This window comes from Mycolicibacterium obuense (assembly GCF_055397605.1).
Genome location: NZ_AP043663.1, coordinates 438,242 through 464,849, shown reverse-complemented (window position 1 = coordinate 464,849; position 26,608 = coordinate 438,242). Strand labels below are relative to the sequence as shown.

General features: G+C 62.3%; 15 protein-coding genes and 1 tRNA gene. 3 read left to right on the top strand and 13 right to left on the bottom strand.

From position 1 onward, the window contains the following. Window positions 1-51: 51 nt before the first annotated feature. The 7 genes from rfbA to dcd form a co-directional block, all read right to left on the bottom strand. Window positions 52-915 (bottom strand): glucose-1-phosphate thymidylyltransferase RfbA, encoded by an 864-nt coding sequence (gene rfbA / locus ACZ50N_RS02160; RefSeq protein WP_046365596.1) that lies wholly within the window; start codon window positions 913-915, stop codon window positions 52-54. Beyond that, window positions 915-1,271: a nuclear transport factor 2 family protein gene (locus ACZ50N_RS02155; protein ID WP_046365595.1), complete on the bottom strand. Its 357-nt coding sequence runs from the start codon at window positions 1,269-1,271 to the stop codon at window positions 915-917. The genes rfbA and ACZ50N_RS02155 overlap by 1 nt, the downstream gene beginning before the upstream one ends. Window positions 1,272-1,290: 19 nt before the next feature. Then, window positions 1,291-2,037, bottom strand: coding sequence for a maleylpyruvate isomerase family mycothiol-dependent enzyme (locus tag ACZ50N_RS02150; RefSeq protein WP_048424461.1), 747 nt, complete (start codon window positions 2,035-2,037; stop codon window positions 1,291-1,293). A gap of 4 nt (window positions 2,038-2,041) precedes the next feature. Next, window positions 2,042-3,364, bottom strand: coding sequence for a cytochrome P450 (locus tag ACZ50N_RS02145; protein WP_464474514.1), 1,323 nt, complete (start codon window positions 3,362-3,364; stop codon window positions 2,042-2,044). 9 nt (window positions 3,365-3,373) lie between these two features. Further along, complete coding sequence (locus ACZ50N_RS02140; RefSeq protein ID WP_464474513.1) at window positions 3,374-4,699, bottom strand: UDP-glucose dehydrogenase family protein; 1,326 nt, start codon at window positions 4,697-4,699, stop codon at window positions 3,374-3,376. 165 nt (window positions 4,700-4,864) lie between these two features. After that, on the bottom strand, window positions 4,865-6,505 hold the full coding sequence (locus ACZ50N_RS02135; protein WP_048424458.1) for a DUF7159 family protein: 1,641 nt from the start codon (window positions 6,503-6,505) through the stop codon (window positions 4,865-4,867). Between the two features lie 205 nt (window positions 6,506-6,710). Continuing rightward, on the bottom strand, window positions 6,711-7,283 hold the full coding sequence (gene dcd / locus ACZ50N_RS02130; protein WP_046366617.1) for a dCTP deaminase: 573 nt from the start codon (window positions 7,281-7,283) through the stop codon (window positions 6,711-6,713). 450 nt (window positions 7,284-7,733) lie between these two features. Here dcd and ACZ50N_RS02125 point away from each other — a divergent pair, with 450 nt between their 5' ends. The 3 genes from ACZ50N_RS02125 to ACZ50N_RS02115 all read left to right on the top strand — a co-directional run bounded on the left by ACZ50N_RS02125 (window position 7,734) and on the right by ACZ50N_RS02115 (window position 15,729). Then, the gene (locus ACZ50N_RS02125) at window positions 7,734-10,826 is read left to right on the top strand and encodes a cadherin-like domain-containing protein (protein ID WP_464474512.1); all 3,093 of its coding nucleotides are present in this window, start codon (window positions 7,734-7,736) and stop codon (window positions 10,824-10,826) included. 74 nt (window positions 10,827-10,900) lie between these two features. Further along, window positions 10,901-10,974 (top strand) — tRNA-Gly (locus ACZ50N_RS02120). Between the two features lie 270 nt (window positions 10,975-11,244). After that, entirely contained in the window at window positions 11,245-15,729 is a 4,485-nt protein-coding gene (locus ACZ50N_RS02115; protein WP_464474511.1) for a hypothetical protein, read from the top strand. Between the two features lie 405 nt (window positions 15,730-16,134). On the opposite strand, the gene ACZ50N_RS02110 is transcribed toward ACZ50N_RS02115, so the two are convergent. From ACZ50N_RS02110 to ACZ50N_RS02085, 6 genes are all read right to left on the bottom strand, one after another. After that, complete coding sequence (locus ACZ50N_RS02110; protein WP_464474510.1) at window positions 16,135-17,541, bottom strand: tyrosine-type recombinase/integrase; 1,407 nt, start codon at window positions 17,539-17,541, stop codon at window positions 16,135-16,137. Between the two features lie 2 nt (window positions 17,542-17,543). Beyond that, entirely contained in the window at window positions 17,544-18,212 is a 669-nt protein-coding gene (locus tag ACZ50N_RS02105) for a uracil-DNA glycosylase family protein (RefSeq protein WP_464474509.1), read from the bottom strand. A gap of 369 nt (window positions 18,213-18,581) precedes the next feature. Then, entirely contained in the window at window positions 18,582-20,732 is a 2,151-nt protein-coding gene (locus ACZ50N_RS02100; RefSeq protein WP_464474508.1) for a GmrSD restriction endonuclease domain-containing protein, read from the bottom strand. Between the two features lie 268 nt (window positions 20,733-21,000). After that, window positions 21,001-23,934 (bottom strand): type I restriction endonuclease subunit R, encoded by a 2,934-nt coding sequence (locus ACZ50N_RS02095; protein ID WP_464474507.1) that lies wholly within the window; start codon window positions 23,932-23,934, stop codon window positions 21,001-21,003. After that, window positions 23,931-25,124, bottom strand: coding sequence for a restriction endonuclease subunit S (locus ACZ50N_RS02090; protein WP_464474506.1), 1,194 nt, complete (start codon window positions 25,122-25,124; stop codon window positions 23,931-23,933). Before ACZ50N_RS02090 ends, ACZ50N_RS02095 begins: the two co-directional genes overlap by 4 nt. Then, entirely contained in the window at window positions 25,121-26,587 is a 1,467-nt protein-coding gene (locus tag ACZ50N_RS02085) for a type I restriction-modification system subunit M (protein ID WP_464474505.1), read from the bottom strand. The genes ACZ50N_RS02090 and ACZ50N_RS02085 overlap by 4 nt, the downstream gene beginning before the upstream one ends. Between the last annotated feature and the right edge of the window lie 21 nt (window positions 26,588-26,608).

The window sequence follows — 26,608 nt, the reverse complement described above, 5'->3', positions numbered from 1 at the left end:
AAGTTACGGGCAATACGGACGTATGGCAATCAAAAATTTCCGCGAGTCGGGTCAGCGGTCGAGCAGCTCCAGCAGATAAGCGCCGTATCCGGACTTCAGGAGTTTATTTGCGCGCGCGGCTAATTCGTCGTCGCTGATGAAGCCGACCCGCCACGCCACCTCTTCGGGCACGCTGATCTTGAGGCCCTGCCGGCGTTCGATCGTGCGGACGTAATCGCTCGCGTCAAGCAACGAGTCGAACGTGCCGGTGTCGAGCCATGCCGTGCCGCGGGCCAGCACCTCGACGTTGAGCCGGCCCTGCTCGAGGTACCGCTGATTGATCTCGGTGATCTCGTACTCTCCGCGTGCGGATTTGCGCAGCGAGCGCGCGATCTCGATGACGTCGTTGTCGTAGAAGTACAGGCCCGGCACCGCGTAGTGCGACTTCGGTGTCGCCGGTTTCTCCTGCAGCGACAACGCCGTCCCGTCGGCCGCGAACTCGACGACGCCGTAGGCCGACGGGTCGGCCACCCAGTACGCGAAGATCGCTCCACCTTCGACGGTGTGAAAGCGTCGCAAGCTGGTGCCCAGCCCCGGGCCGTAGAAGATGTTGTCGCCCAACACAAGTGCCACTGAGTCGTCGCCGACGTGATCGGAGCAGATCACGAAAGCCTGTGCCAGACCTTCGGGTTCGTCCTGAACGGCGTAGCTGAGGTTGATGCCGAAGTCCGACCCGTCGCCGAGCAGTCGACGAAACGCGGGCGCGTCCTCGCGGGTGGTGACGACGGCGATGTCACGGATGCCCGCCATCATCAGAGTGGACAGCGGATAGTAGATCAGCGGCTTGTCGTAGACGGGAAGCAGCTGCTTGCTGGCCCCCATCGTGATCGGATACAGCCGCGTGCCCGAACCGCCGGCCAGGATGATGCCGCGCATCAGCCGGTGAGGTCTGCTTCGGTGAGTTCTGTGGCGGCCAGCGCGGCGGCCAGATCGTCATGCCGGAACACCGATGTCACGTGATCGGCGACCACCCTGAAGGCCGACGCCGCCGAGCCCGAACCATCGACCTTCTCCTCGACCACGACGACGCCGTCGTGCACGTAGATGCGGCCGGGTTCGATCGTGCGGCCCAACCCTTGGGCCCAGTCACGCAACGCGCCATGGCCCTGTGCCGCGCCGTGAGCGTCGCCGATCTCGATGTCGTCGCTCGACAACGACAGCAGGGTGTCGACGTCACCGGCGTTGAGGGCGTCGTGCCAGGCGAGAACGGTCGCCATCTCCGAAGTGGTCATGATCGAAAGCTTAGGCCGCTCAGAACGGCGTGCGGTCCAGCCACCCGTCCCAGACGGCGGTGTCGCCGTGCACCTCGAGCCCGGCATCGGCGGTGCTGATGCGGCGCACCGTGGCCAGCAGCAGATCCTTCGCCGGTCCACGCAGCGCGACATCGCCCTTCCCGTGGTCGTGAGACCACCACACACCTTCCTCGTCGTGGACGATCATCCACTCCCCCGTCGGCCCCAGTTCCTCGTCGGTGGCGTGCAGGTGTATGGAACGACCCCGGTCCAGTGCCGGCGGCCGCCGCCGGTCTTCCGTCACCCGGTCGATCCACTCGCTGAGCGCATCGGCGGCCAGCTCCGGTGACAGCTCAAACGGGACGCCGAGCGCCAGAGCGGCGTCGGCGCGGTGCACGGTGGCCTCGTGGAGCCGCCGCCGTATCCACCAGCCCGCCGGCCGGGGCCCGACGAATGTCCACACGCGGGTCTCGGGGCCGACGCGGTCGATCGCGTTGCTGATCAGTTCGGCCCCCGCGATCAGCCAGTCCGCCGCCGCATCGGGATCGTCCGGCGGTTTGCCGTCGCGTACGTCCCTCGGATCGAGCTCCTGGTTGCGGCGCTCGAGGATAATCTGTGCGGCCCAACGGTTTCCGCGTCCGACATGGCGGAACAACTGTTTGAGGTTCCAGTCCCCGCAGGTCGGCACCGGCGTCGCCGGGTCTCCCGTCCGGATCAGATCGCCGAAAGCTCGAGTCTGCTCGAGCAGAGCTGCTCGGAAGTCCACCTCTTCACGCTAGCGCGGTGCGCGCGCTCCCAAGCGTGATCGGCAATGTTGACCACCCGCGCAGTACACGGGTGTCCCGCCGCTGGGCTGTGCCGGCGAGTTGCGCACCGGGGTAGCGCTCGAAGAAGGTCCGCAACCCCACTCCACCTTCGGTGCGGGCCAACGCGGCGCCGAGGCAGAAGTGCCGTCCGCCGGAGAAGGACAGGTGCTTGCCCGCATTCTCGCGTTCGATGTCGAACCGGTGCGGATCGGTGAAAACCTTGGGATCGCGATTCGCCCCGGCGAGGTGGAGGATGATCAGCTCGCCCCGCCTGATGCGGGTGCCGGCGATGTCGACGTCTCTGCGGGCGAAGCGGGCGCTCATCTGCACCGGTGAGTCGAGTCGGAGGATCTCTTCGACGGCAGTCGGCCACAGCTCGGGGCGGGCCGCCAGCGTCTCGAGGTGGCCGGGTGTCTGCAGCAGCATCCGGATGCCGTTGCCGAGCAGGTTCACCGTCGTCTCGAACCCCGCAGCCAGGACGAGGCCGGCGGTGGCCAGCAGTTCCCGCTGCGAGAGCTGGGCGCCCGCCTCGGCCTGGGCGCTGGCCTGGATGAGCTGGCTCATCAGGTCGTCGCCGGGGTTGCGGCGCAGCTCGTCGAGGTGGTGGATGAGCCACTCGTTGAACCCGACGAGACCTTCGTGGACGCTCTGGTACTGCTTCCAGGACAGGCCGATGTCCAGGCTCGGGGCGGCGAGTTCGCCGAACTTCAGGATCTGCTGCCGGTCCGCCTCGGGCACACCCAGGATGTCGCTGATCACGGCGACCGGCAGCTGGGCGCAGTAGGCGTCGACGACGTCGACGACACCGCTTCTCCCCTCCAAACGGTCGAGGAGCTGGTCCGCCGTGTCCTGCACGCGATTATGGAGCGCGGCAACCGCGCGGGTGGTGAACACCGACGACACCATCTTGCGGCACCGGGTGTGGTCGGGCGGCTCGATCGACAGCAGTGACGGCGGCTCGATCGGGTGCAGCAGCCCGGTGCTTGTCTTCTCGTTGATGCGTTGCAGTACCGCCGGCAGGCCGGCGCCGAGACTCATGACGTGGAAGTCGTCGGACCGCAGCACCTCGTTGGCGACGGCGTGGTCGAACGTCATCAGCGCCGTGCGGGAGCGTACGACGGGGCCGCGGGCGCGCATCTCGTCGGCGAACGCCGCCGGATCGGCCCGCACTGCGGGGTCGGCGATCAGCCGCGCCTGCGGATCCCCACGCCGCGCGCCGACTGTGGACAGGCCACGGACGATGCCGTGCAGAACCAGCCATCGGAGCCGATGTCGGAATCGGGACATCACCCGAGCTTAGCCAGCCGGTCGACCCAACGCATGGAGCTGCCAGCCGGCCTGCCGCCACCGCTGTGCGTCGAGGCAATTACGGCCGTCGACAACGACTTTGGTGCGCACGGTGCCGGCGAGCTCTTCGGGGTCCAGGTCGACGAACTCGGCCCACTCGGTCAGCACCAGCACGGCGTCGGCGCGGTCGCAGGCCTCGGCGACCGACGTCGCATAGGTCAGGGTCGGGAAGAGCCGGCGGGAGTTCTCCATCGCCTTGGGGTCGTAGACGGACACGGTTGCACCGTTGAGCTGGAGCAATCCGGCCACGTTCAAAGCGGGCGAATCCCGGACGTCGTCGGACTCGGGTTTGAACGCTGCACCCAAAACAGCGACGTTCGCGCCGAGCAGAGAGCCGCCGCACGCGGTGGTGGCGAGTTCGACCATGCGGGTGCGGCGGCGCATGTTGATGCTGTCTACCTCGCGAAGGAACGTCAGCGCTTGGTTGGCGCCGAGTTCGCCGGCACGGGCCATGAACGCCCGGATGTCCTTGGGCAGGCAGCCACCTCCGAAACCCAAGCCCGCGTTGAGGAATCGTCGTCCGATACGCGCGTCGTAACCCAGTGCATCGGCCAGCGTCGTCACGTCGGCGCCTGCGGCTTCGCAGACTTCGGAGATCGCGTTGATGAACGAGATCTTCGTGGCGAGAAACGCATTGGCGGAGACCTTGACCAGCTCCGCAGTCTGCAGATCCGTCAGCAGGAACGGCACCCCGTCATCGAGCAGCGGCGCATACATCGCCCGGATGGCATCCTCGGCCAGCCGCGAATCCTTCTGCACACCAACGACGATCCGATCGGGATGCAGTGTGTCGTGGACGGCGAACCCTTCCCGCAGGAACTCGGGATTCCACGCGATCTCGACAGAGATCCCCTCCGGGCTCAGCTCAGCGGCGCGCTCGACGAGATCGGCGGCGGTGCCGACGGGCACGGTGGACTTCCCGACGATCACCGCGGGGCGGCGCAGCTGCGGCACGAGCGCATCGATCACGGCGTACACGTGTCGCAGGTCCGCGGCGTATTCGCCCTTCTTCTGCGGTGTTCCGACGCCGAGGAAGTGGATGTCGGCGAAGTCAGCGGCTTCGGCGTAGTCGGTGGTGAAGCGCAATCGACCCGTATCGAGGTTGCGGCGCAACATCTCCGGCAGCCCCGGCTCGTAGAACGGGACGTCACCACTGGCCAGCTTCGCGATCTTGCCGGGATCGATGTCGACGCCGATCACCTCGTGGCCGAGTTCGGCCATCCCGACGGCGTGGGTGGCGCCGAGATACCCGGTACCGAAGACAGTGCATCGCATAGTGCCTCTGTAGCTACCCGGAATGAGGCGATCGGAACGTGACACTGGCCGCGAGATCAACGGGAGGTGACGGTCCCGTGCTGCCACAGCGCACTCAGGGTCGTGACCCGCGGCTGGTCACAGCCGCGGATGCACGTTCGCGTGCGACAGGCGGTCGGCCGGCTGTCAGCCGCGGCCACCACCGGGTGCGCAGAAGATCAGGAAGCACTTCTCCCCGCCGGAGGAGCCGCTACCCGAGCTACCGCGCGACGACGAACCCGAGTCACCCGAGCCGCCGTAGCCACCCGAGCCGCCATACCCGCCCGAGCTGCCATAACCACCGGAACCGTAATCGGCACTGCTCCGACCGCTGCTCGGACCGGAGTTGGAGCCCGGCCACTGCGGCGTCTGCGGGACCTGGGGCACCTGCGGCACCTGCGGTTGAGTCACCGGCGGCGTCCACGGCGGGGTCTCCGGTTCTTCCGGCTCAGGCGCTTCCGGCTTGCTCGGCCACGTCCACGCGGGCTTCGGCGGCGAGAACACCGGCCACTGCCGCTGCGGCACGACGATGATCGGCCGCGGCACCACAACGGGCGCGGGGACCGGTGCGACGACGGGCGGCGGCGCCACCGGGACCGGCGCGGGTGCCGGGGCCGCTGGTGCGGGTGCCGGTGCTGGGGCGGCGGGAGCCGGTGCGGGTGCCTGCTCGACATAGACGGTGCGCGGCGCCTGCTGGGGCGTCTGCTGCACCGCGACCGGCACCGGCGGCTTGATGGTCTCGGCCGACGGCGGCGGATCGGCAGGCACCTGGGCGGCCTGTTCGATCGGTGCGGGCGCGGGTGCCTGGCTGCTCGGCACGATGGCGGCCTGCGCTGGGCTGGGCCGCGAGTCGACCGTCGGGCGGATGCTGACCGCGAGCGAGATGACCAGCGCGACCACGCCGATGACGAACACTGACGTCAACGCGCTGCCGACCAGGAGGAAGGGCTTGCGCCCCTCTTCGGTCTCACGCATCTCGGTGGCCGCGAACTCGTCGACCGCCTCGGCACCGACCGGCGCGAGCTGGGTCTCCGCAGCGGCGAGCCCGGCATAGACCGAACCTGCGGTAGCGCCGTCGGGATCTTGCGAGTAGGCCAACCCGACGGTCGTGGCCTCGAAGGCGGGCGCGGCGGCCGACGCGAGGGCGGCGCCCCGCGCCAGGGCCAGTTCCGCGTCGTCGGGTGCGCTGACGGGGAGGGAGACGAGGTGTTCGAGGTGAGACTTCACCGAGCTGACGTCGACACCGGAGCCGACGACGAACATGCCCTGCGGCGGGGCGTCCTGCGCGGCGACTGCGTGGGCCATCTCGGTCAGCACCGCCATGGCGTCGGCGCTGTGCAGCGAGCGGCTGAGCACCTTGACCACGGAACCGTCGTCCGTGCGGACCACCGACAGCGTCGCAGTGTCTCGATCGACGAAGAGCAGGGCGGTGGTGTCGTATCCGACCGCGCGCCCGACCGCCTGCGCGAGAGACGCGGCGGCATGGCTTTCAGCGACGAGCATGACGTCGTCGATGCCGTGCGCGGCGAGTGTGTCGCGCAGCGCGGAGGCCTCCGTGTGGTCACTCCACGTGACGCCGATGGATTTGAGGTGATGCCCGCCGGATTCCGCGCTTTCCTTGGTGCCCTGGATGGCGGCGACGACTTGCTCGGCGACATTTGCCGAAGCGTCGGCGGACGTGACGTCGAAGACGTCGTGATCAACGGTGACGCCGTCCGCCTTTTCGCCTTCCACCAGCACCATGCGGACCGTCGTAGGTGTCATCGACACACCAAGAACGATGTCCACTCGACCCCTCCAAATATTTGCTGCAGCCTGGTCGTTGCACGGGCTCACCTGCAGATTGAACGCCGACAACTAGTACTTCATCGGCGTGACCAGCCACGGCGTTACACGCGTCGCGGTTAGCTGTACGACGGTGATGCGCGGCCGGCACGCCAGTGCTTATGACATTACTAGCCGTGCAGAGATTCCCGCCCGGCCTCGACTCGGGTCAGTTCGACCGGAGGAAGTTCTGATAGGACCGCGACGGCGTGGGGCCCCGCTGGCCCTGGTACTTGGAGCCGACCTTGTCGCTGCCGTACGGATGCTCGGCCGGGCTGGTGAGCCGCAGGAGGCAGAGCTGGCCGATCTTCATGCCGGGCCACAGAGTGATCGGCAGATTCGCGACGTTCGACAGCTCGAGTGTGATGTGGCCGGAGAACCCCGGGTCGATGAAGCCGGCGGTCGAGTGCGTGAGCAGGCCGAGGCGACCGAGCGAGGACTTGCCTTCCAATCGGCCGGCGAGGTCGTCGGGCAGCGTGCAGCGCTCGAGCGTCGCGCCGAGGACGAACTCACCGGGGTGCAGCACGAAAGGCTCCCCCTCTTTGGGCTCGACGAGGGTGGTGAGGTCGTCCTGCCGCAGCGCGGGGTCGATGTGGGTGTACCGGGTGTTGTTGAACACGCGGAAGAGGGTGTCGAGCCGGACGTCGACGCTGGACGGCTGAATCAGACTGTCGTCGAACGGATCGACGCCGAGTCTTCCGGCGTGGATCTCGGCCCGAATGTCGCGGTCGGAGAGCAGCACGGGACGAGCGTAACGGCGGTACTCGGTGCGGCGGCAGGCGGCGGCGCCTCGACGGAAGGGGTCGCCTCCGCGCAGGCTTTCCATCGCATTCACAGCAAATATTACGTCTATACCGATATTTCTTGCAGATTCACTTACGTAGCCGTCAACGCGTGTTAGCTTGCTGCTCGTCACCAGTTTTGCTATCGGGGATGGTCGCGTAGCGCGGCGACTGGTGTCTCTCTTCTATCCCGCGTGTCGTTGTGGTGCGCTGCTGCCCGGGCTGCGACCGTGTCGACACGTTCCACCGTTGTGCCTCAAATACCAACGCCGGGCTGATAATTGGGGGAAATTCTGATGGATGCTCGGACAACTTCTCTGCGCCCACGTGTAGCCGCGTCGGTGCTCGCACACGGAACGCATGTAGGTCGCATCGGCGGGTTAGCTGTGGCACTGGGAGTCGGGTTTGCGATGGCCAGTGGCGCGACCGGCGTCGCCTGGGCCGACCAGGACTCTGCGTCGGGCAGTTCGTCCTCGGACAACCAGTCGGTGTCGCGACCGGATGCAGCGCCGTCGGACACCTCTCCGTCCCGCGGCAAGAAGAAGACCACCAAGAAGGACAGCTCCGCGGTGAACGGAGACACCGCGGAGCCTGAGGATGCGCCGTCGCGCAGCCACCGGCGTGCCACGGCGCCGAAGTCGGACAAACCGGCACGTTCGACCACAGAGGACGCCGGCGAAGAGCCCACCGTCGAGCGGGCCGACACACCCGCCGCCGTCGAAAAGCCTGCACAGTCGGCCGCGCCGACGCGCGTCAGCACATCGCGACCGGCACGAAAGGTCGTCACCTCGACGACAATGGTGACCGCACCCCCTGTAGAGACCGCGAACGACACGAAAGCCACCGTCGAGCTGGACCAACCTGCCGAGCCGGGTGGTCCTGCGACGCCCGATGCGCCTGCCGGCACCGGAATGTGGACGCTGTTGAGCGCCGCGAGCCGGGAATCGCGCCGGACACTGTTCAACCGACGGCCCGTCCTGGACAACCAGCAGGTCGACGTCACGTTGGACGAGTACGACGACGTCAGTGTTCCGATCTCGTTCGGCGGCACCGACCCCGACGACGATCCCCTGACGTACCGGGTGGCGCGCGGCAAGTGGTTCGGACCCAAGCACGGCACCGTCACGGTCGATCAGGCCACCGGGACGTTCACCTACGACGCCGACAACGAGTTCGCGCTCACCGGCGGCCGAGACAGGTTCCTGGTCAGGGTTTCCGATTACGACAGCGACGACTTCCATCTCCACGGCCTGTTCAGCGGGCATGGGAAATTCGCGTTCGTGACGGTCGTCGTCGCCCCGACGGACCGGGCGCCGGTGGCCGGCAACGACAGCGTGACGGTCGACGAGGACGGCCTGCTGGTCATCAAGCCGTCGGACCTGCTGGCCAACGACTCCGACGCCGACGGTGACGACCTCACCGTCGAGGGTTACACCCAGCCCGAACACGGCGATCTGTGGATCAATCGCGATGGCACCATCAGCTACGACCCCGACGACGACTTCAACGGCACCGACACCTTCACCTACACCGTCAGCGACGGGACGAAGACCGCGACCGCCACGGTCAGCGTGACCGTCAACCCGGTCAACGACGCCCCCGTCGCCAACAACGACACCGTCGCCGTGGACGAGGACGGCCTGCTCATCGTCAACCCTGCAGATCTGCTGGCCAACGACACCGACATCGACCGCGACAACCTCAGCATCGACGGCTACACCCAGCCCGAACACGGCACTCTGTGGATCAACCGCGACGGCACCATCAGCTACAACCCCGACGACGACTTCAACGGCACCGACACCTTCACCTACACCGTCACCGACGGCACCGAAACCGCCACGGCCACAGTCACGGTCACCGTCAACGCGGTCAACGACGCCCCCGTCGCGGTCGACGACACCGTCGCGGTCGACGAGGATGGCCTGCTCATCGTCAACCCGGCCGACCTGCTGGCCAACGACACCGACATCGACGGTGACGACCTCACCGTCGAGGGCTACACCCAGCCCGAACACGGCAATCTGTGGATCAACCGCGACGGGACCATCAGCTACAACCCCGATGCGGACTTCAACGGGACCGACACCTTCACCTACACGGTCAGCGATGGCACCCAAAGCGTCACCGCCACAGTCACCGTCACTGTCAACGCCGTCGACGACGCACCGGTTGCCACCGACGACACGCTGGAGGCCACGGAAGACACCCCGCTGACATTCTCACCAGTGACGCTGTTGGGCAACGACACTGACGTCGACAGCGACACGCTGACGGTGGTGATCGGAGCGGCGCCGACCAACGGCACTCTTGTACAGAACGCCGACGGCACCTACACCTACACGCCCAACGCCGACTTCAACGGCACGGATTCGTTCACCTATTCGGTGTCCGACGGGAGTTCGACCAGCGCGCTGGCGACGGTGACGATCAACGTCGCGGCCGTCGACGACGGACCGGTAGCTGCCAACGACTCGCTGAGCGCCACGGAGGACAACCCGTTGACGTTCACTCCGGGAGCGTTGTTGGGCAACGATGCCAGCACCTCGGGCGGGACATTGAATGTCGACTCGTTCACCCAGCCGGCCAACGGAACGCTGGTACTCAATGCGAACGGCACGTTCACCTACACGCCCAATGCCAACTTCTTCGGCGTCGACACCTTCACCTACACGGCGACGGACGGCACCTTGACGAGCGGCTCGGCGACGGTGAGCGTGAACGTCGCCGGGGTCGACGACGCCCCGGTGATCACGGGCGTGAACGTCGGCGCGGCCGATCCTTCGTCGGCAGAGGTGCGGGGCTCGATCACCGCGACGGACCCTGACGGTGGGACCATCACCTATAGCGCACCGACGACCACGCAGTACGGCACCGTGACGATCGATCCGAACACGGGGGCATTCGTGTACACACCGAACGAGGACTCCCGAGAAGGTGGCGGTGGGAATGGCGGAACCATCACACTCACCGATCCCGCGCAGGTCACCCAGGGCACGTTCGACAGCGTCCAAGGCGGGCTCTTCGCCGTCTCGCAACTCCCCGAGCGCGGTGCCACACGGAATTACATCGCGACGTTCTTCACGGCCACCGCCACACAGACGTACACGTTCGGCCAGAGCCAGGCGCCGGTGGACACCGTGATGATCGTCTACAGCGGAACGTTCGACCCCAGTTCGCCGCAGACCGGCGCTCTCGTGCTGAACGACGACTCTCAGATACACGCCGTCCCGGTCACCGGCTGTGGCGGCAACGGCAGCCTGTGCCCCGAAGTGACCCTCAACTTGGTCGCGGGTCAGCGGGTCTCGATCGTTGTCACCACGTACGGGTATGACGAACCGCTTGGTCTGCCGCAGAGCTTCTATGCGACCGGCCCGGGTGGGTTCAGCACGAAGCCGCAGGAGGACACGTTCGTCGTCACCGCCACTGATTCGAGCGGCGCGACGTCGACGACCTCGGTGACGGTGCCGATCGCACCGCTGCCTGCGGTGTCCGCGCTCTGACGCAGCGACCTCGCCTGGTGTGAGTGCACACCAGGCGAGGTTTTGCGCGTGTTAGCCTTGCCCTTCGAAACACGGCCGATGTAGTTCAATGGCAGAACATCAGCTTCCCAAGCTGAATACGCGGGTTCGATTCCCGTCATCGGCTCCACGTCTCAGCAGGTCAACTAGGTATCGTTAGGAAGCAGTTCCAGTACCCCCAATTATTGGCCGCCTTTTGACCGTGGCCAAGCGAAACGACCGCCTATGAGTCATTTGCTCGCGACTAACGTAACAGTCCCCCCTTTGGGCATGAGATCGACGACCTTGACCCCGACACCTGCCACTAGCATCGCCGTCATCAGGTCGTCGGCTCTGCCTCTCCTTATACGGCCTCAGGGACGAACAAGCAGGCGCTTGAGCTAGATAGACTTCATGTCCTATGACGGCGATGAAGGGCGGCGAGGCAGACAAGCTCGGCAATCGCTATGAGCACCTTTGGACCGCTCTGCGGTTCGCGGATCTTTTAGACGGCACGGCCAGTCGCATCAGACTTGAGCCACCCTCAATTGACGGAACCGGCATAGAATTTGAAATTGACACCGAAGGCGCCACTTGGGGAGAGCAAGCAAAAGATTCTTCGCAGAATTGGACGATCAACCGACTCAACACCGAGAAAATTTTAGCCGCCGCGAAACTTCAGGATGGTCTTGGCCGTAATTTCCGCTTCGTAGCGTCGGCGCACGCCCTGAGTTTTCAAACGTTGGCCGAACGATCGCGCGCGACGAAAGATTTGGCGGAGTTCGAGGCCGTGCTTACAAAAGAACTTACTCCCGAATTCGATGCACTCACGGGCTTCTGGAATCTTAGCAGCGCCGAATCATGGCAGCTACTACAACGAATCTATGTCGAACAGTATTCATTAGCAGGCCTTGAGAGACTCGCTGTGGCCGCCTACCAGAGACTCTATTCGGGCGATCCCAATCTCATCCTTGGCGAGATCCGAAATTTCTGTGACCGCCATATGCATCAAGACTTAACGGCGCCACAGCTAGCCAATCACCTCGTTGAGAAAGGCTTTCAAAGACGGCTTCTAGCCGGAGATACAAATGTAGGCAATCGGCTGCATCTCACTGTGCAACGTCAGCACCGCAGAGCTGAGATCGCAGAGCCTAGGTTTGGGTTGGTTCCACGACCCGAGTCTGCAACCCTCCGTGCACTACTAACTTCCCCTAGCTCGCCACAGATAACGATTCTGGATGGCGCTGCGGGAACTGGAAAATCCGCGGTAATCGCCGGCCTGGCCTCTAGCCTCGAGAGCGAAGGATGGTTTGTCGCGGTCGCACGAATGGACCACGGAATTCTAACCAGAACTTCTGACCAACTCGGTATACAAATGGGACTTTCCGAGTCGCCATCCGTACTGATTTCCGGGGTAGCCGATAAGTCACCCGGAATCCTTATTATCGATCAACTGGACGCCGTGAGCATCTTTAGCGGTAGGGCGCCGGACAGCTTCGATGCAGTCATCGATGTTCTCGAAGAAATCAGTCGTGCCCGGAACCTAAAACTTCTACTCGTGCTGAGGACGATTGACCTCGAACGTGATCCGCGAATGGCAGGTCTCTTACGTGGCAAACATGCGGTCGGGCGTATTACCCTGGCAAAATTGCCCCTTGAATTGGTTAGAGAATATCTCCAGGCGAATTATGCGAGTATGCCGTCACCTAACACCGTGGAACTGCTCCGAACACCGTTGCACCTCGCGGTGTATGACCGTCTTTCAGACGAAGCTCGCCAACAGTCATATCGCACTCGCCAGGAACTCTATCAAGAGCTGACAGAGGAAGTGCGGCGTCGCGCCGCGATCCGCCTGGGGAGCCTCGATTGGAACGGCATAACGTCGACGATGATCAATTTTATGAGCTCAAATGAGTCTCTTGAGGCTCCGATTTCGATTCTTGACCAGTTCGCGCCTGAAGCTGTAAGTGTTCTCGCTTCGGAAGAAATCCTCATACGTGACGATACTTCTATAGCGTTTTTTCACGAATCCTACTTCGACTACCTATTTGCTCGCGGATTTGTGAACAGCGGTGGCAATCTCCACAAGTTTCTCGCCGACTCCGGTCAACATTTGTTCCGACGTGGGCAGACACGCCAGATTCTTGAACATCTCGTCGCGACGGATCGGCCGGAATTTCGCCGAGTGGTCGCCGAACTCCTCGCCGCCGGGGACGTGCGGTCGCACCTCAAAGAGGTCGTTATCGAGGTACTGCGACAGATCGAACCGGTCGCAGCCGACTGGGAGGCCCTCGAGAACCTCGCCTGGTGCGACAACGCCGTCGCACTGAAGATTCGCACGTTACTATCCGGACCTAGCTGGTTCGATGCCGCAGATGAGCTCGGCAGGTGGGAGGCCTGGCTGGGGAACGATGATCGGGCCGATCTGGTCATACAACAATTAATATTCGCCGCGCGGCAACGCGCTTCTCGCGTGGCGGAATTAGTTAGACCCCACATTGGAAGTACTGAGTCGTGGCGGAACAGATTCAGCGCGTTGGTGGCTTGGTCGTTGACGCCAGAATTGGTCGACCTGGCGGTCGAACTGATCAGTGCTGGTGAGATCGATGACGCTCGCGGACCGATTGCCGTCAACAGCGATTTTTGGTCCATTATCTATGGTCTTGATGAGCATCCCGAAGCTGCGGCGCGCATGATTGGTGCGTACCTGACACGGGCTCTGTTCAGGTCGCAGGCTGCGGGCTCGATGGATCCTTTCAGATCGGAACATATCTCCTTGGACTCACAGAGCGCGACCATCATCAGGGAAGTTGCAGCACGGGCTCCTATGCAGTTCGTCACCGAAGTCCTGCCATTTGTGATAGCAGTTGCCACTGCAAACCAGCAATCGTTCAAAAACCGCCTGCCGACAGGTGGCCGCTGGGGTGTCCGATATCGCGACACCGCATTTAAGGTCGACGACCTTATATTCGCCGCAACAGAGACAGCTCTGCGACTCTTAGCGGAGCAGGGGTCAATTTCGGATTCGCACCTTCAGATGTTGGGTGACGCGGAAAGCAGTGAACTGCGTTTCCTGGCGTGTCGGACGCGAGCAGCCGGCGGCGACGCCGATGAGGCTGTCGAGTGGCTGCTTGGTGATCCGAGGAACCTAGTGCTCGGCTGGGCAGACAGTCCGAACTGGGCCTCTCGGGAGCTAATTCTCGCTCACTCAGCGGCCTGTTCTGGAGACCTGTTTGCGCGCCTCGAGGAGAAACTTCTCACAGACCCTTACTTGGCAAGCGTCGATCGGGAATACGAGCAATACACCCTGCTCTCGGCTCTTGATAACGAGCGGTCATCCCCGGACGCCCGACGCCGCTTGGGTGAACTGAGTCGACGTTTCAGCGAGCAAGCTCCCACGCCGCCGGAGCCGATCACTGCGCAGTGGGTGGGATCTCCAATTGGGGCGGATGCCACGAAGCGGATGTCGGACGAAAACTGGCTTAGCGCGCTTCGACGGCACCGCCACGACGGTGCAGACTGGCGGGGGAGAGTTCCAGTTGGTGGCGCGACGCAACTCGCGCAACTGCTTGGGCAGCGGGCAAACGAAGACCCAGATCGGTTTTCGCGTTTGGCGCTCAGGTTCGGACCCGAAATCCCCTCAGTTGCAATGGGTCACATCATCCGTAACATCGCGGCCGCCGTCGACGTTGACGCGCTTACGCAAGTCTGCGAACTGGCAGCGTCCTTATATGGCGAGCAAGTGGGCCATGACATCTGTATCGCCATCGCGTCGGCCAAGGTCGTGAATGCCCGTTTGGTATCCCTCGTCGAGAAATACTCTCGCGCAGAAGACCCGGACCAGGACGTAGCAATCGCGAGTGGCGAAGGTGCCGCTTTGTACGGTGGGGATCTGTTCAATGCCGGCCTTAACTCGACGCGCGGCGCCGCCGCGGTCGCCGCAACAAACATTCTCAACATCGGAGTCGAGTTCGCCGAGGCACTCCTTCCGACGATAACGCAGCTAGCGTCGGACCCCGTTGTTGCAGTTCGTACCCGTGCAGCCGAGGCGATCGTTGCCCTTAAGCAGCACCGACCCGAAATTGCCCTCACATTGGCCTCACGTCTGTTCGACTCTCGAGTCGAAGTCTTTGACGCTCCATCGACGGAGGAACTCCTGACAGACGTGCTCTTGGGCGATCCGGACCGCTTCGCTGAAACCTTGCAACGGATGCTCGACGGCCCGCCGCAGATTGCGAAGCGTGGAGGACGTATCTGGGCTATTGCCGGGCATCACGGGGCGCTCCGCCCGCCTCTGCCTCCGGACGTCACCCCACCTGACGATATTGGCGATCGCTGGCTGTGTAGGCGTGTTTGGGCGATCAGGCGCCCCCGTCAACGTCGTCGATTTTCACTGGGTTGGCCTAGATCACGCCGCAGTCTGCTATCAGCCGGCGCCAGAACCGGAGCTGCGGAAGTTCTTTCGGCGAACGTCTCTGAAAGTACGGAGCTCCTCGCAGTCCTCTTCAATGACCCCGAGCCTGAAGTTCGCCAGGCGGCCGCACGAAGTATGCGACGCCTTCCAGAAACGGGGACGCCTGACGTCGACGAACTAATCGAAAAGTTCATCGGAAGCGCGGCCTTCGTCGACCATATGGAAGACCTCATCGACGGGCTCGCCGTAGCGAGATCACGGCTTCCCCCAGCGACGCTCACTGCTTGCCAACGTGCCGTTGCCGTCGCAGCCGCAAATCTTGGCGATGTCAGAACCGGCCACGCCGCTATGGGGCAAAACTTGATACGCATCTTGCTCCGGCTTTACCGCCAGAGCGACGCCCCGACACGGGCGCAATGTCTCGACGTCATCGACACGATGATCGATCTGAATGCGTATGGGATCGCTCAAGCTCTCCAGGATGAACGCTGAGGTACGGAGATTCAGTTCTCGTCCGAAATGCGCCCGCATCACAGCGCGCCCGGCAATATTTGGGAATGAGACCGCAAATTGTGCTCGTCCCCGACCGAGACGGTGATCGCTACGACATGTCCACGTTCGAGCGTTTAAATTTCCTGCCAGGTATACGTAGACGCTTGTTTCATCACCCTTGATCACCTCTTCATCGGGGTGAGAGCTAACGAAAGACAGTGAGCCCTCCCCTAGTCGATGGCGGCCAGCAATGGTCAAGGCGCGGAAGTATCCGCGCACATGTTAGGAACGGACGCGGCCTGAAGACCGTCCGAATTACGTGCAGCGTTCCAATCGGTGGTCAGAATGGCGCCAACAGATCCGGCACACATGCATCCGTGCACGAAGGCAGGCGCGCCATAAAAGCTAGCGACGTCGCATATAGACCACGTTCGTCGGATCAGCCGCTCGGCTCATCGCCTCTAGCGCGGCCATCGTCTCTGCGTGATCGTCATCGAACAGGTGGGTGTAGACCGACAACGTTGTGGTGACCTTGGCATGACCCATGAACCGCGAGAGCTGTAGAGGCGGAATACCTGCCGCGACACACAAACTCGCGTAGGTGTGACGCAGCGCGTGAAACTTCAGCGCGGGCGGCAACACCGGATCAGGTCCGCCAAGGCGGTCGGCGCGCGCAATCGCAGGACGGAACACGGCCTTATAGAACGTCTGGTGACGAATCGGAGCCGACCAATCCAGCACCAGCCGGTCGGCGGCTTCATCGGCCGACAACGATGCCAGCGCATCGACGGCTGTGGGCGCGATCCGGTTGCCGTCGGAATCGGTGGCGCGCTTACCCGTCGGCTTGGCCGCTTTCAACGTAACCGCGCAAAACAGCGGCGCGGCAGGATCATCAGCGCGGGGATGCGCGGCCAGATACTCGCGCAACAGCTCGGTGGTCGCGCCCATCATCGGCACGCGACGACGTGACCCTTTCGTCTTGGGTGAGTCGTACACCAGCGCGCCGTCAACGGTGATCACGGTGCGTTCGACGTGCAGCGCGCCCGGCTTGGCAGGTGCGTTCGGGTTGATCGGCGCATCCGGCAACTCGACATCGCCAACCTGTAGGCCCGCCAGTTCTGCGGCGCGCAGGCCGCACCACGCGGCCAGGTGCACCATCACAGCGCACGGCCAGGGCGTCGCATCGACCAGCGCGGCCACCTGCGCGGCGGTGAGAAACATGTCGGGATCGTCTACCACGCCCGGCGTGCCGCCTTGGACGCTTCGCTCACTGGGCAACTTGACGTGATCGGCCGGGTTGACCGTCAGTCGTCCATCGGCCACACACTGCGAAAATATCTGTCGCACCACGAAATAGTGATGCCGCACCGTCGATGCCGACTTGCCCGCCTTGGACAGCTTGCCGACCCAGTTGGCAATGTCGGCGCGCCTGATCTCGTTGACCGGACGGTGGTCGAAAGTCGCCGCGATCGACAAGTCCGCGGTGCTCGCACCGTCGCCGTTGCGGCGTGCACGCGTCTTGGCGCTCAACAAGTTTGCGTATTCGGAGCGGGTGCGCGGCTTGAGATCGTGACGGCTGTCCAGCCATTGCGCAGCGACCACGCCAAACGTTTCCTTGCCGCGCTCGCGCAGGCTCGCCAACGATTGCCCTTGCGATAAAAGCGTTTTGGCGAGATCAAGCTTGTCTTGCGCCAGCTCGCGGGTGTCGCACGTCTCACGGTATTCGCGGCCGTGTTCGTACCAGACGGCTTGATAGCGCTTCACCGGTTTGCCGTTAACGCGCTTACCCGATTCGCGGACCCGAATGTGCATCGTCAGGTCGCGTCGGTCGGGTAGCCGTCGGCCTCGCCACGGCACGTTGGTTCGATCTCAAACGCCCACGAAAACGCCCGTGCTAAACAGCTTTCCCATTCCTCAACAACTTTCGCGCGTTTCCCGTCGCTCGTCGAGATCCACCGAAACTTGCCGGGATGCTGCGGGAACAGTAGCGCCGGGCTGTCGCCGCGATAGGGTGCGAATCCTTCGAGGGTCAACAGCGGCCAGGCCAATTCGGTCGAATCAGGATAGATCGCGCGCAACGCATCGTGGGCGTCATCACCGAAGCCGACGGCCAGGCGCGGTTGCACGATCGCGAGCTCTTCGCGCAGGTACGGCGAGCAGTTGTCGATCCATTCCTGTTCGGATGGAACATTTTTCAGCGGATGGCAGTGCACAACGTTAGTGGTATAGATGTCCATTTTGGTCAGCCCTGCATCTCTGAGCGCATTGTCCAAGTGCTTTCCGCTACCACCGTAGAACGGCTGTTGCTTCGCCATGCACGGGCTGCACAGGCTTTGGCCGACCACGACTACCGGTGAGCTGATGGCGCCGTAACCAGGTGATGATTGAGTGACGCCCTGCACGTTCATCTTGGGGCCGCACTTCTTGCAGGATCTGATCCGGTCTGCCAGCTTGTCGTGCGCGCGTTTGGCGGAAACAGCCATTAAGTACCCCTGTCAGCCCAGATCCGCCGATGATAACAATCCAACATGCTGAATACGCTACTTCAGCAATATCAATTTAGGACGGTACATGCGCATTTCAGAGGCGCGATACTGTGTTCCTGATCGCGCGGCGTGTCTCGTTGACCGTCATTCGACCGGGAGCTGGAGTAATTGCCCAAATGTCGCAAGTTGAAGCATTCGGCGGCTCAGCGGTGGTGAGCTCGGCTCTGACGTGGTACCCCGCGCAGAGCCTTCTTTCCTCCAAGGTCACAAGTATCGGCTTGGCTCGCGATCTTCAGCGCCTCTCAAGGGATATGCAGAAAACAGATTCACAACCGACCGGAGGCCAACTGGACCCAGCGCGTGTTACTACGGCTCCGAACGGTTGGGTGGGAACACCTGCCTGAACCACCTCAGCGCGGCTTCGCCGTCTTTTCTCGTGACATCGTTCATTGGCCGGCTATGCCGGATCGTATTGCGTAGCTCGGCGAGCTGGCCACATCGCATGTTGAAGTTCTCTTTTGTCCCGAATGCCAGCTCGAACCGGTCCCACAGGGTTTTGGCGGTGACGATGTCTTGAAGCTCACGGAAGTCGCTGTACTGAAGAAGCGCGTGAAGTGCTGTTAGTTCGGTTGCGGTAGCTGGGTTTTTGCGCGCCGCGTCGCGGACCTTGGCGTACAGCTTGTCACTGATGTGTCGGGGCAGCAGCGTAGTGTCAGTATCGAGCTGGGTGGCGATGAAGTCGCGGATGGCCAGTTCGACTTGTTCGATCTGGGTATCTAAATCCCTGACGTAGGGATCGGAATTCGATCCCGCGACGACGCCGCCGTCCGTGCCGAGGAACACATTGAGCCGATCAGCGATTAACTCCCGACGCCGAGCAAGAAACTGGTCGTAGTTGCTTAGCTCGTAAAGCGGATCTTCGTGCGGTATGCATTGGGCATCGAGGATTGCGGGGCCAGCTTGTTCGCATATGCCCGGCAGATACTCGCTCGGCGATTTGTCACTAATCCTGCGGTTAGTACGTCCGGCGATGAATGCGAGGTTGGCGATATCATCGGCGTCCCTTGCGGTTCGACCCAGCCTAGTCAGGACGGCTTTAGGGAAGATGTGGTGGAACTGGAGCTTGTGTTGGCTACCGGAGTGATCGAGTGCAATCGCGAGGCTGGAGTTCCAGTCCTTTGCTCCGCTTTGACGAAATGCGAGGAACATCGTCTTGAACAGCGCGCTGCGTTGATCGCGTCCACGAAGTTCGCCGGGCGTGGTGTCTAATCGACCCACTTGTTGCTTCAACCGTTCGATCAGATCCTGAATGGTGCCGCCATCGCGCAGCGTAGCCAGATCTTGATCCAAGACTGTTTCGCTCGATCCGCGGGAATAACGGCCTTTGGCGTTCGCTAGAAGAACCCACTGTCGCAGCTGCGCTGACTCATCGGGGTCGAGCTCGTAGTCACGCTTGTGACCAAAGTACGAGAGGGTCACGAGGAGAAACGGGGAAGCCATCAGGGCAGGACTGTCGAGCTCAGCGTTTCGTCGGAGATAGTTAAGCGCGAATTGCATGCCGCGCTTGCACTCTTCCCATGCCGACTGAAGCCGTTCGGTCTTGAGGCCGCCAACGACCGAGAATCGCGATTGTCCTGTGGTGATGGCGACCATGTTCCTCAGATGGATGGACAACTCGACCGGGAAACCGGATTGCGCGCACTCGTTCTCAAATTGTTGGAAAATCGACAGCGCCCCACGCCATTTCGAGGTCACCTGAGCGAGAGCGAGATCGGAGCTTCGTAGCTTGGCGCCAAGCGAGTTGACCCGAACGAAGATCTCAGTCACTTCCTCGTAGGACATGCTTCGCGGGAGAACATCCATCCGGTACACATACTTGCGGATATCTCTCAAACGGGCCAGCCGTTGGCTGTATTTGGCGAACCTAGGGTCGTCGAAATTTTGGACGCCGGCTCGCTTTAAGAACGGCGCGTCCTCCCCCGTTCTAAACACATCCGACACCCGTACCCATTGCGGAAGCCTTGCGATCTTTTTGTTCCCGACCACGAAGGTCATCCGGTTCACACGGTTCTGCAGCTCATCTTCGGTCGAGTCCGCCTCATCTTCAGCGATGTCGTCTTCGTCGGACTCTTCGTTTACTTCAGTGACCACCGCCAGCTCATCCGGATGGTCGAGGTTAAAGAGGAGCTCGATCGGCCTTTTACGGTTTCGGACGTAGACGGCCTCACCGCGGATCACGGCTGAGAGCGAAGTTAGTCGCTGCTGCCCGTCAAGCAGGAGTCGCAATGTGGTGTACGGGCTCACCTCTTGCTGAACGGCGAACTCTTGGAGCGGAACATCCTCGTCGGTTTCCCAGAGCAGGATCGCCCCTGATGGATAGTTTCGGTAGAGCGAATCGAGAAGGTCCCGGACGCGAGTTGACCGCCACACGTAGCGTCGCTGCATCTCCGGAAGGCGCAGGTCTCCGCGATGGATCATTCCTACAAGTTCTTCGACGCTAGCTTCGTGCTTAGCCACAGAAACCCCTCTGTCGTGGCGCAGTCGGGCAGTTGTTCCCTGGGTCCAAACCGTACAACTTGCGCCGATGGTGACATCGACGTACGGGAAGCAAGCTCATACGGAAGCAAGCCGAGCAGGTAGTGAACCGCCAACCCGCGGGTTCAATCCGGGCGATGTTAGATGCATGAAGCTGTTGCTAGTTGCGATGCGGACGGCCGAAGGTGAGATGGGCGAACTGTTGCCTGGTCCGCTTCAAACTGCGGGATGACCCGACTAAGCGCTGCGCTCAGTAATACTCGCGGACATAGGCGACAGCCTTCTCGTACACGTCGTTGTCGCGAATCTTGAACTGGATGTAGAGAGTCTTCCGGAGGGTCTGTCGAACGATCTGGTCGCCTCGGATCGTGGCTTGCCATCCGTCGAATCGAACAGCTTTCACGACTTCGTCTATGCGGTCGACTATGTTCTCTACGATCACAGGGGTTCCGTCGCTCTTCAGCGAGTTGAACAGCTCACTGAGAGCCGCTTTGCCCCGCTCTTCGCGCGGCACCTCGTTAATTTTTTTCTCGGCGGCGACGGTGTCACGGGCGAGTTGGAGCAGCTCGCGTAGAAAGTCCAGGCTTGACTGCTGGACGCCCTCGTACTTCTTCCGTAGCTCGTTGAGTCGCTTTCCCAGTTCGACGAACGTGGGGTTGTTTAGGTGGCGGGCGATGCGGGCGGTGATCTGCTTTTCGATCTCCTCAACCCGAACGTTCTTGTTCTTACCGCTCACGATGTCCTCGATGAGCTGGGCGTCCAGGACGATGGTCTCCAGGTCGGTGCGCGGTACCTCGACTACGACGTGTTCGTTGATCAAGTCCACCGTCTTGGACCCCAACGAGTGCCACACCAACCGGCCCGTCACATCGGCAGGACGCACCGACTCGTACACGTCAGTCAACCAGCGGTAGTCCTGCTCGTACTCGGTCAGCGTCGGCGACGGACTGATGGTTTCCCACAACTGCGATACCACGCTGTACGCCAGCCCGAAGGCGTCCTTGGCGGCATCCTCGGCGATAGCCGCCTGCGCCTGGATCAACCCTTCATAGCCGCCGACGGTGCGGTCCACACCAGGGAAGAACGACAGTGCCGCCGCAATCGCCGGCGCGAGTTGGCTCTTCAACTCCTCGATGTTGGTGATGAGCTGCTCGACACTCTTCTCGTCGAACTTGAACGCCTTCGCGACGTCGTCGAACACGCCGAGGTAGTCCACAACGAGCCCGTGGGTCTTGTTCGGCGGATACAGCCGGTTGGTACGGGTGATCGCCTGCAACAGCGTGTGCTCTTTGAGGGGCTTGTCGAGATACTGCGCGTACAAAATCGGGGCGTCGAACCCCGTCAGAAGCTTGGCCGTGACGATGATGATCTTCAACGGGTCGGCGGGATCGTTGAACCGGGCCAGGATGCGCTCCAACTCGTCGCCATCCGGGGTCCATGGCGCCCACGCCGGCGGGTCGGTGCGGCTCTTGCTCATCACCACCGTGGAGGCGGCGGGGTCGAGATATTTGTCCAATTCCGCTTTGTATGCGGCGCACGTTGGCTTGTCGTAGACGACAACCTGTGCCTTGAACCCTTCTGGCTCGACCTTCGTCGTGAAGTGCTCGGCGATGTCTGCGGAGACTTTGCGAATCCGCTCCGGTGCCTTGATGAGTGCTTCGATGGACGCCGCTTTCTTCGATAGCAGGGTCTTGTCGGCCTCGCTGAGCTGGTTACGCTCCGCCAATTCCTCGAACGCGGCGTTGATCGCCTCCTCATCGATGTGAATCTCGGACAGGCGCGGCTCAAAGTGCAGCGGCAGCGTCGCGCCGTCGCGGATCGAGTCGGCCATCGAGTACCGACTCAGGTAGCCGCCTTCGTCATCTTTGGAGCCGAACCACATGAAGGTGTTGCGGTCGCGGCGGTTGATGGGCGTACCGGTCAGGCCGAACAGGAATGCGTTGGGCAGGGCTTCACGCATCTTGCGTCCGTAATCGCCCTCCTGGGATCGATGGGCTTCGTCGACCATCACGATGATGTTGTCGCGGGAATCCAGCACACCCGACGCCTCGCCGAACTTGTGGATCGTCGTGATGATGACCTTACGAGCGCCCTGAGACAGCATGTCCTGCAACTGCACTCGGCTCTCAGCGGACACCAGACCCGGAACATCGGAGGCGTTGAATGTCCCGGTGATCTGAGTGTCCAGGTCGATGCGGTCCACCACGATAAGAATGGTCGGATTGGTCAACGCCGCCATCGCTCGCAGCTTTAGCGCGGTGAATACCATCAGCAGCGACTTGCCCGACCCCTGGAAGTGCCAGATCAGCCCCTGCTTGATGCGCCCCAGCAGCACCCGGTCCACGATCAGGTTCGTCGCCTGGAACTGCTGGAACCGGGCGATGATCTTGATCTTCCGGTACTTCTTGTCGGTGGCGAACACCGTGAAGAACCGCAGAAAGTCCAGCACCGCAGCAGGATTCAGGACGCCATCGACACCGTCCTTCACCGCCTCCAACCCGACCTTCACCGGCGCGTCATCAGGAGTGTCCTCATCCCGCCACGGACCCCACAGGTCCACCGGCATCCCGACACTGCCGTATCGGAAGTCTTTTCCCTCAGTTGCGAAGTTGAGCACGTTAGGAACGAAGAACATCGGGACGTTCTTCTCGTAGTCCTCGTTGATCTGTGCAGCCGCGTCGATCCACGTATAGGCCGGCCGGAATGGAGACTTCGCCTCGCCCACCGCGACCGGGAACCCGTTGCACCACAACACCAGATCGAACCGGCGCTCAACCCGCCCCTGAGCGAACGTAACCTCGGTTGAGACCATCCACTGGTTCGCCGACGGGTCCGGGTCATCGAACTCGATGAGCCGGACGGTGGTGTGGGAACCGTCGACCCCGAAAGGCATCGACTTCTGCCCCGTCAACCACGCCATGAACTCCTCGTTGGGAACGACCGGGTTGGCGGCGTGCCGCGCGGACAGGATGATCGCCCGCAACTGGTGCAGCACCTCCTCCGCTCGGTTCGGCTGAGCTTCGATCTCCGGATTGAGGCGGATCAGCGCATCAGTCGCCTGTTGTTCCAATATCACCTGGCTGGTGTTGCGCGGAAGTTGGCCGCCGGGGACGAATTGAACGTCGTCGGAGGAAACGAGATCGCGGACGAAGTCACGGACACTGTTGGCTTCGTTGAACTTCATGAGGCGCACCCGAACACTTCCGCACTGATCGCGCTCTTGGTCTTGCTCAATTCTGCAATCTCCCGAAGCACCTTCGAGCTCGCTTCGTCACAAACCCCCAGCTTCCCTAGGATCGCAGCTTGCTCGCGCAGAGAAGGCACCACTAAGGCGTGGCTTCTGACGTCTTTGCCGTTGATCTTCCAAATACCATTGGTAGACTTGGCCTTTTGTAAAAGTTTATGATGCGACGCTGCAGCGTTCCACTGTTCAGCGGCAAAATTGGATAGGATTTTCTCTTCATCCCAACGAAGCCGAATTAAGAGATCGGGGTAGACGCACCCCTCCGGTAGCCCTCCGGATACGAGACCACCCAACCCGACCAGATTCTTGTTTCCATTGCCCCTGACCACCAGGAAGTCCTTTGCTTGGAGTACAAAAGGATCGACGTCCACGTCGCCGAACTCGACGAACTTTATTGAGTCGCCTCCAACGACCCGGCCGCGGCGAACGGCACTGATGCTGAGTGTGGGGGTGCCCAGCCCCTGATCGTTGGCTGGAGCCGATCTTCCATTCGTTGGACCGCTTGTGAGAAGCTCTTGAACCGCCGTCGTTGGCCACTTTTTCTTACGACTGCTCGCTTCAAGAAATTGACCCAGTTGCATGGACTTCAAGCGTGAAATAGCTGCCTCTAGTTCGCGTAGCCGGTCCTTGGCGGCTTCGGCCTTTGACAGCAACTTCACAAGTCGTCGTTGCTCATCGAGGGGCGGAAGGTCGAACTCGTAGTCCGCGAGGTCACGCCAGTTCGTTCGTGGTGACAGCGACCCCGCCGAGGTTCCTAGCGCATGGTCGTAGAATCCGTCGCTTTGCACTAGGAATGGTAGGAATTCAGGAAGCACCTTCTGGGGGTCTGCCTCAAATACGAGGATGTCTCCTGAGCAGATGGCATCGAATTCGGCGTAAGCGGCTTTGCGCTGGTATGCACGGCGTTTGCCGAACAGGGTCTGTCCCGGACGGACGAGGCGGGTGAACGAAGTACCCTCCTCCAGATCGCCCCAACGACTGATCTTCAGTTCGCCAGGATCGAGGTGCTCCATAGCGATAATGCGACTGATGCCCGCCGGTGCGGGGTCCTTCACCGTGACGTTGAGATTCGCCACAACATCGCCGAATGCAACCCGCTTCCACGCGGTCCTATCGAGGCTCAAACTCACCGTGACGCCTCCTGGCCAAGAAGTGAAATCACCTGGGCGACTGCTTCGTCTGCAGCGGCTGCTGCGGTCCGCCATTGGGCGACCGCATCCTGGATACAGATCTCATCCTCGGGGTCAGTTGCGTTGCCGGCGACGACGTACAGCGGGATCGCCAAACTGTGCCCCTTGTCGGCGATCTGCTTCAACGTCGCAACGGTGGAGAAGCCCAGTTCGTCAGAGAAGCCTTGATATGTGGCGAGGATTCGCTTCTGGTGGTTATCCCGGAGGAAGGACTGTGCCTGCTCACGGGCCACCTCATTGAGAGCGTTGATGAACAGCACCTTCCCCTTCTGCTCAGGCGGCTTCTTGGCCCGGAGGGTGACCACGACTGCTTCCATGGGGCTGTTGTAGAACAGTCCGGCACCCAACCCGAGCACGCACTCCAGCAGATCGGACTTCACCAGTGCCTCACGCACCGCAGCTTCCTCGCGGCGGAACAGCACACCGTGAGGGAAGAGGATTGCGGCCCGACCCGTCCTGGAGTCCAGGCTCTTAGCTATGTGTTGGAAGAAGGCGTAGTCGGCGCGCCCCTGCGGCGGCACACCCCACATGTTGCGCCCGTAGGGGTCTTTGGAGAATGCGGCACGGTTCCACGCTTTGATGCTGTAAGGCGGATTGGCGAGCACCACGTCGAAGGTCATGAGTCGACCGTGGCGGTCGTGGAAGGCCGGTGCCGCGAGGGTATCGCCGTGGGCGATATGGGCATCGCCGATGCCGTGCAGAAAGAGGTTCATCCGGGCGATTGCGGAGGTGCCGTAGTTGAGTTCCTGCCCGTACAGCTTGAGGTTGCGCCACTCTTTGCCCTGTCGGCGCAGCTCGGCCACTGCGGAGATGAGCATGCCGCCGGTACCGCAGGTCGGGTCATAGATCGATTCGCCGGGTTGGGGTTGCAGCATCATCGTCATCAGGTGAACGAGCGTGCGGTTGGTGTAGAACTCCTGCGCGGTGTGGCCGGAGTCGTCGGCGAATTTCTTGATTAGGTACTCGTAGCCCTGCCCCAGTTCGTCCTCGGGCAGGTTCTCCACAGACAGCGTCTTGGACGAGAAGTGCTCGATGAGGTCGCTCAGAGTGGCGTCGGGAAGCAGATTCTTGTTGCCCCAGTCACCGTCGCCGAACACGCCAACGAGGGTGTCCGGATTGGCGGACTCGATAGCCCGCATGGCCTTGTGGATCGCCGCACCGACGTTCGTCGTGACCGTCCGGATGTCGTCCCAGTGCGCGCCCGCGGGGATGGCGAAGCGGTGGTTCTCCGGCAGATCAGCCAATTCCTCGTCGCCGTACTCCTGCAGGGCGGCAGCGTGCTCCTCGTCGTACACGTCCGACAGCCGCTTGAGGAAGACCAGTGGGAAGATGAACTGCTTGTAGTCTCCAGCGTCGATCAGCCCGCGTAGCAGTACCGCCGCGCCCCACAGGTAGTTCTCCAACTCGTTCTGCTTGATGCGCTT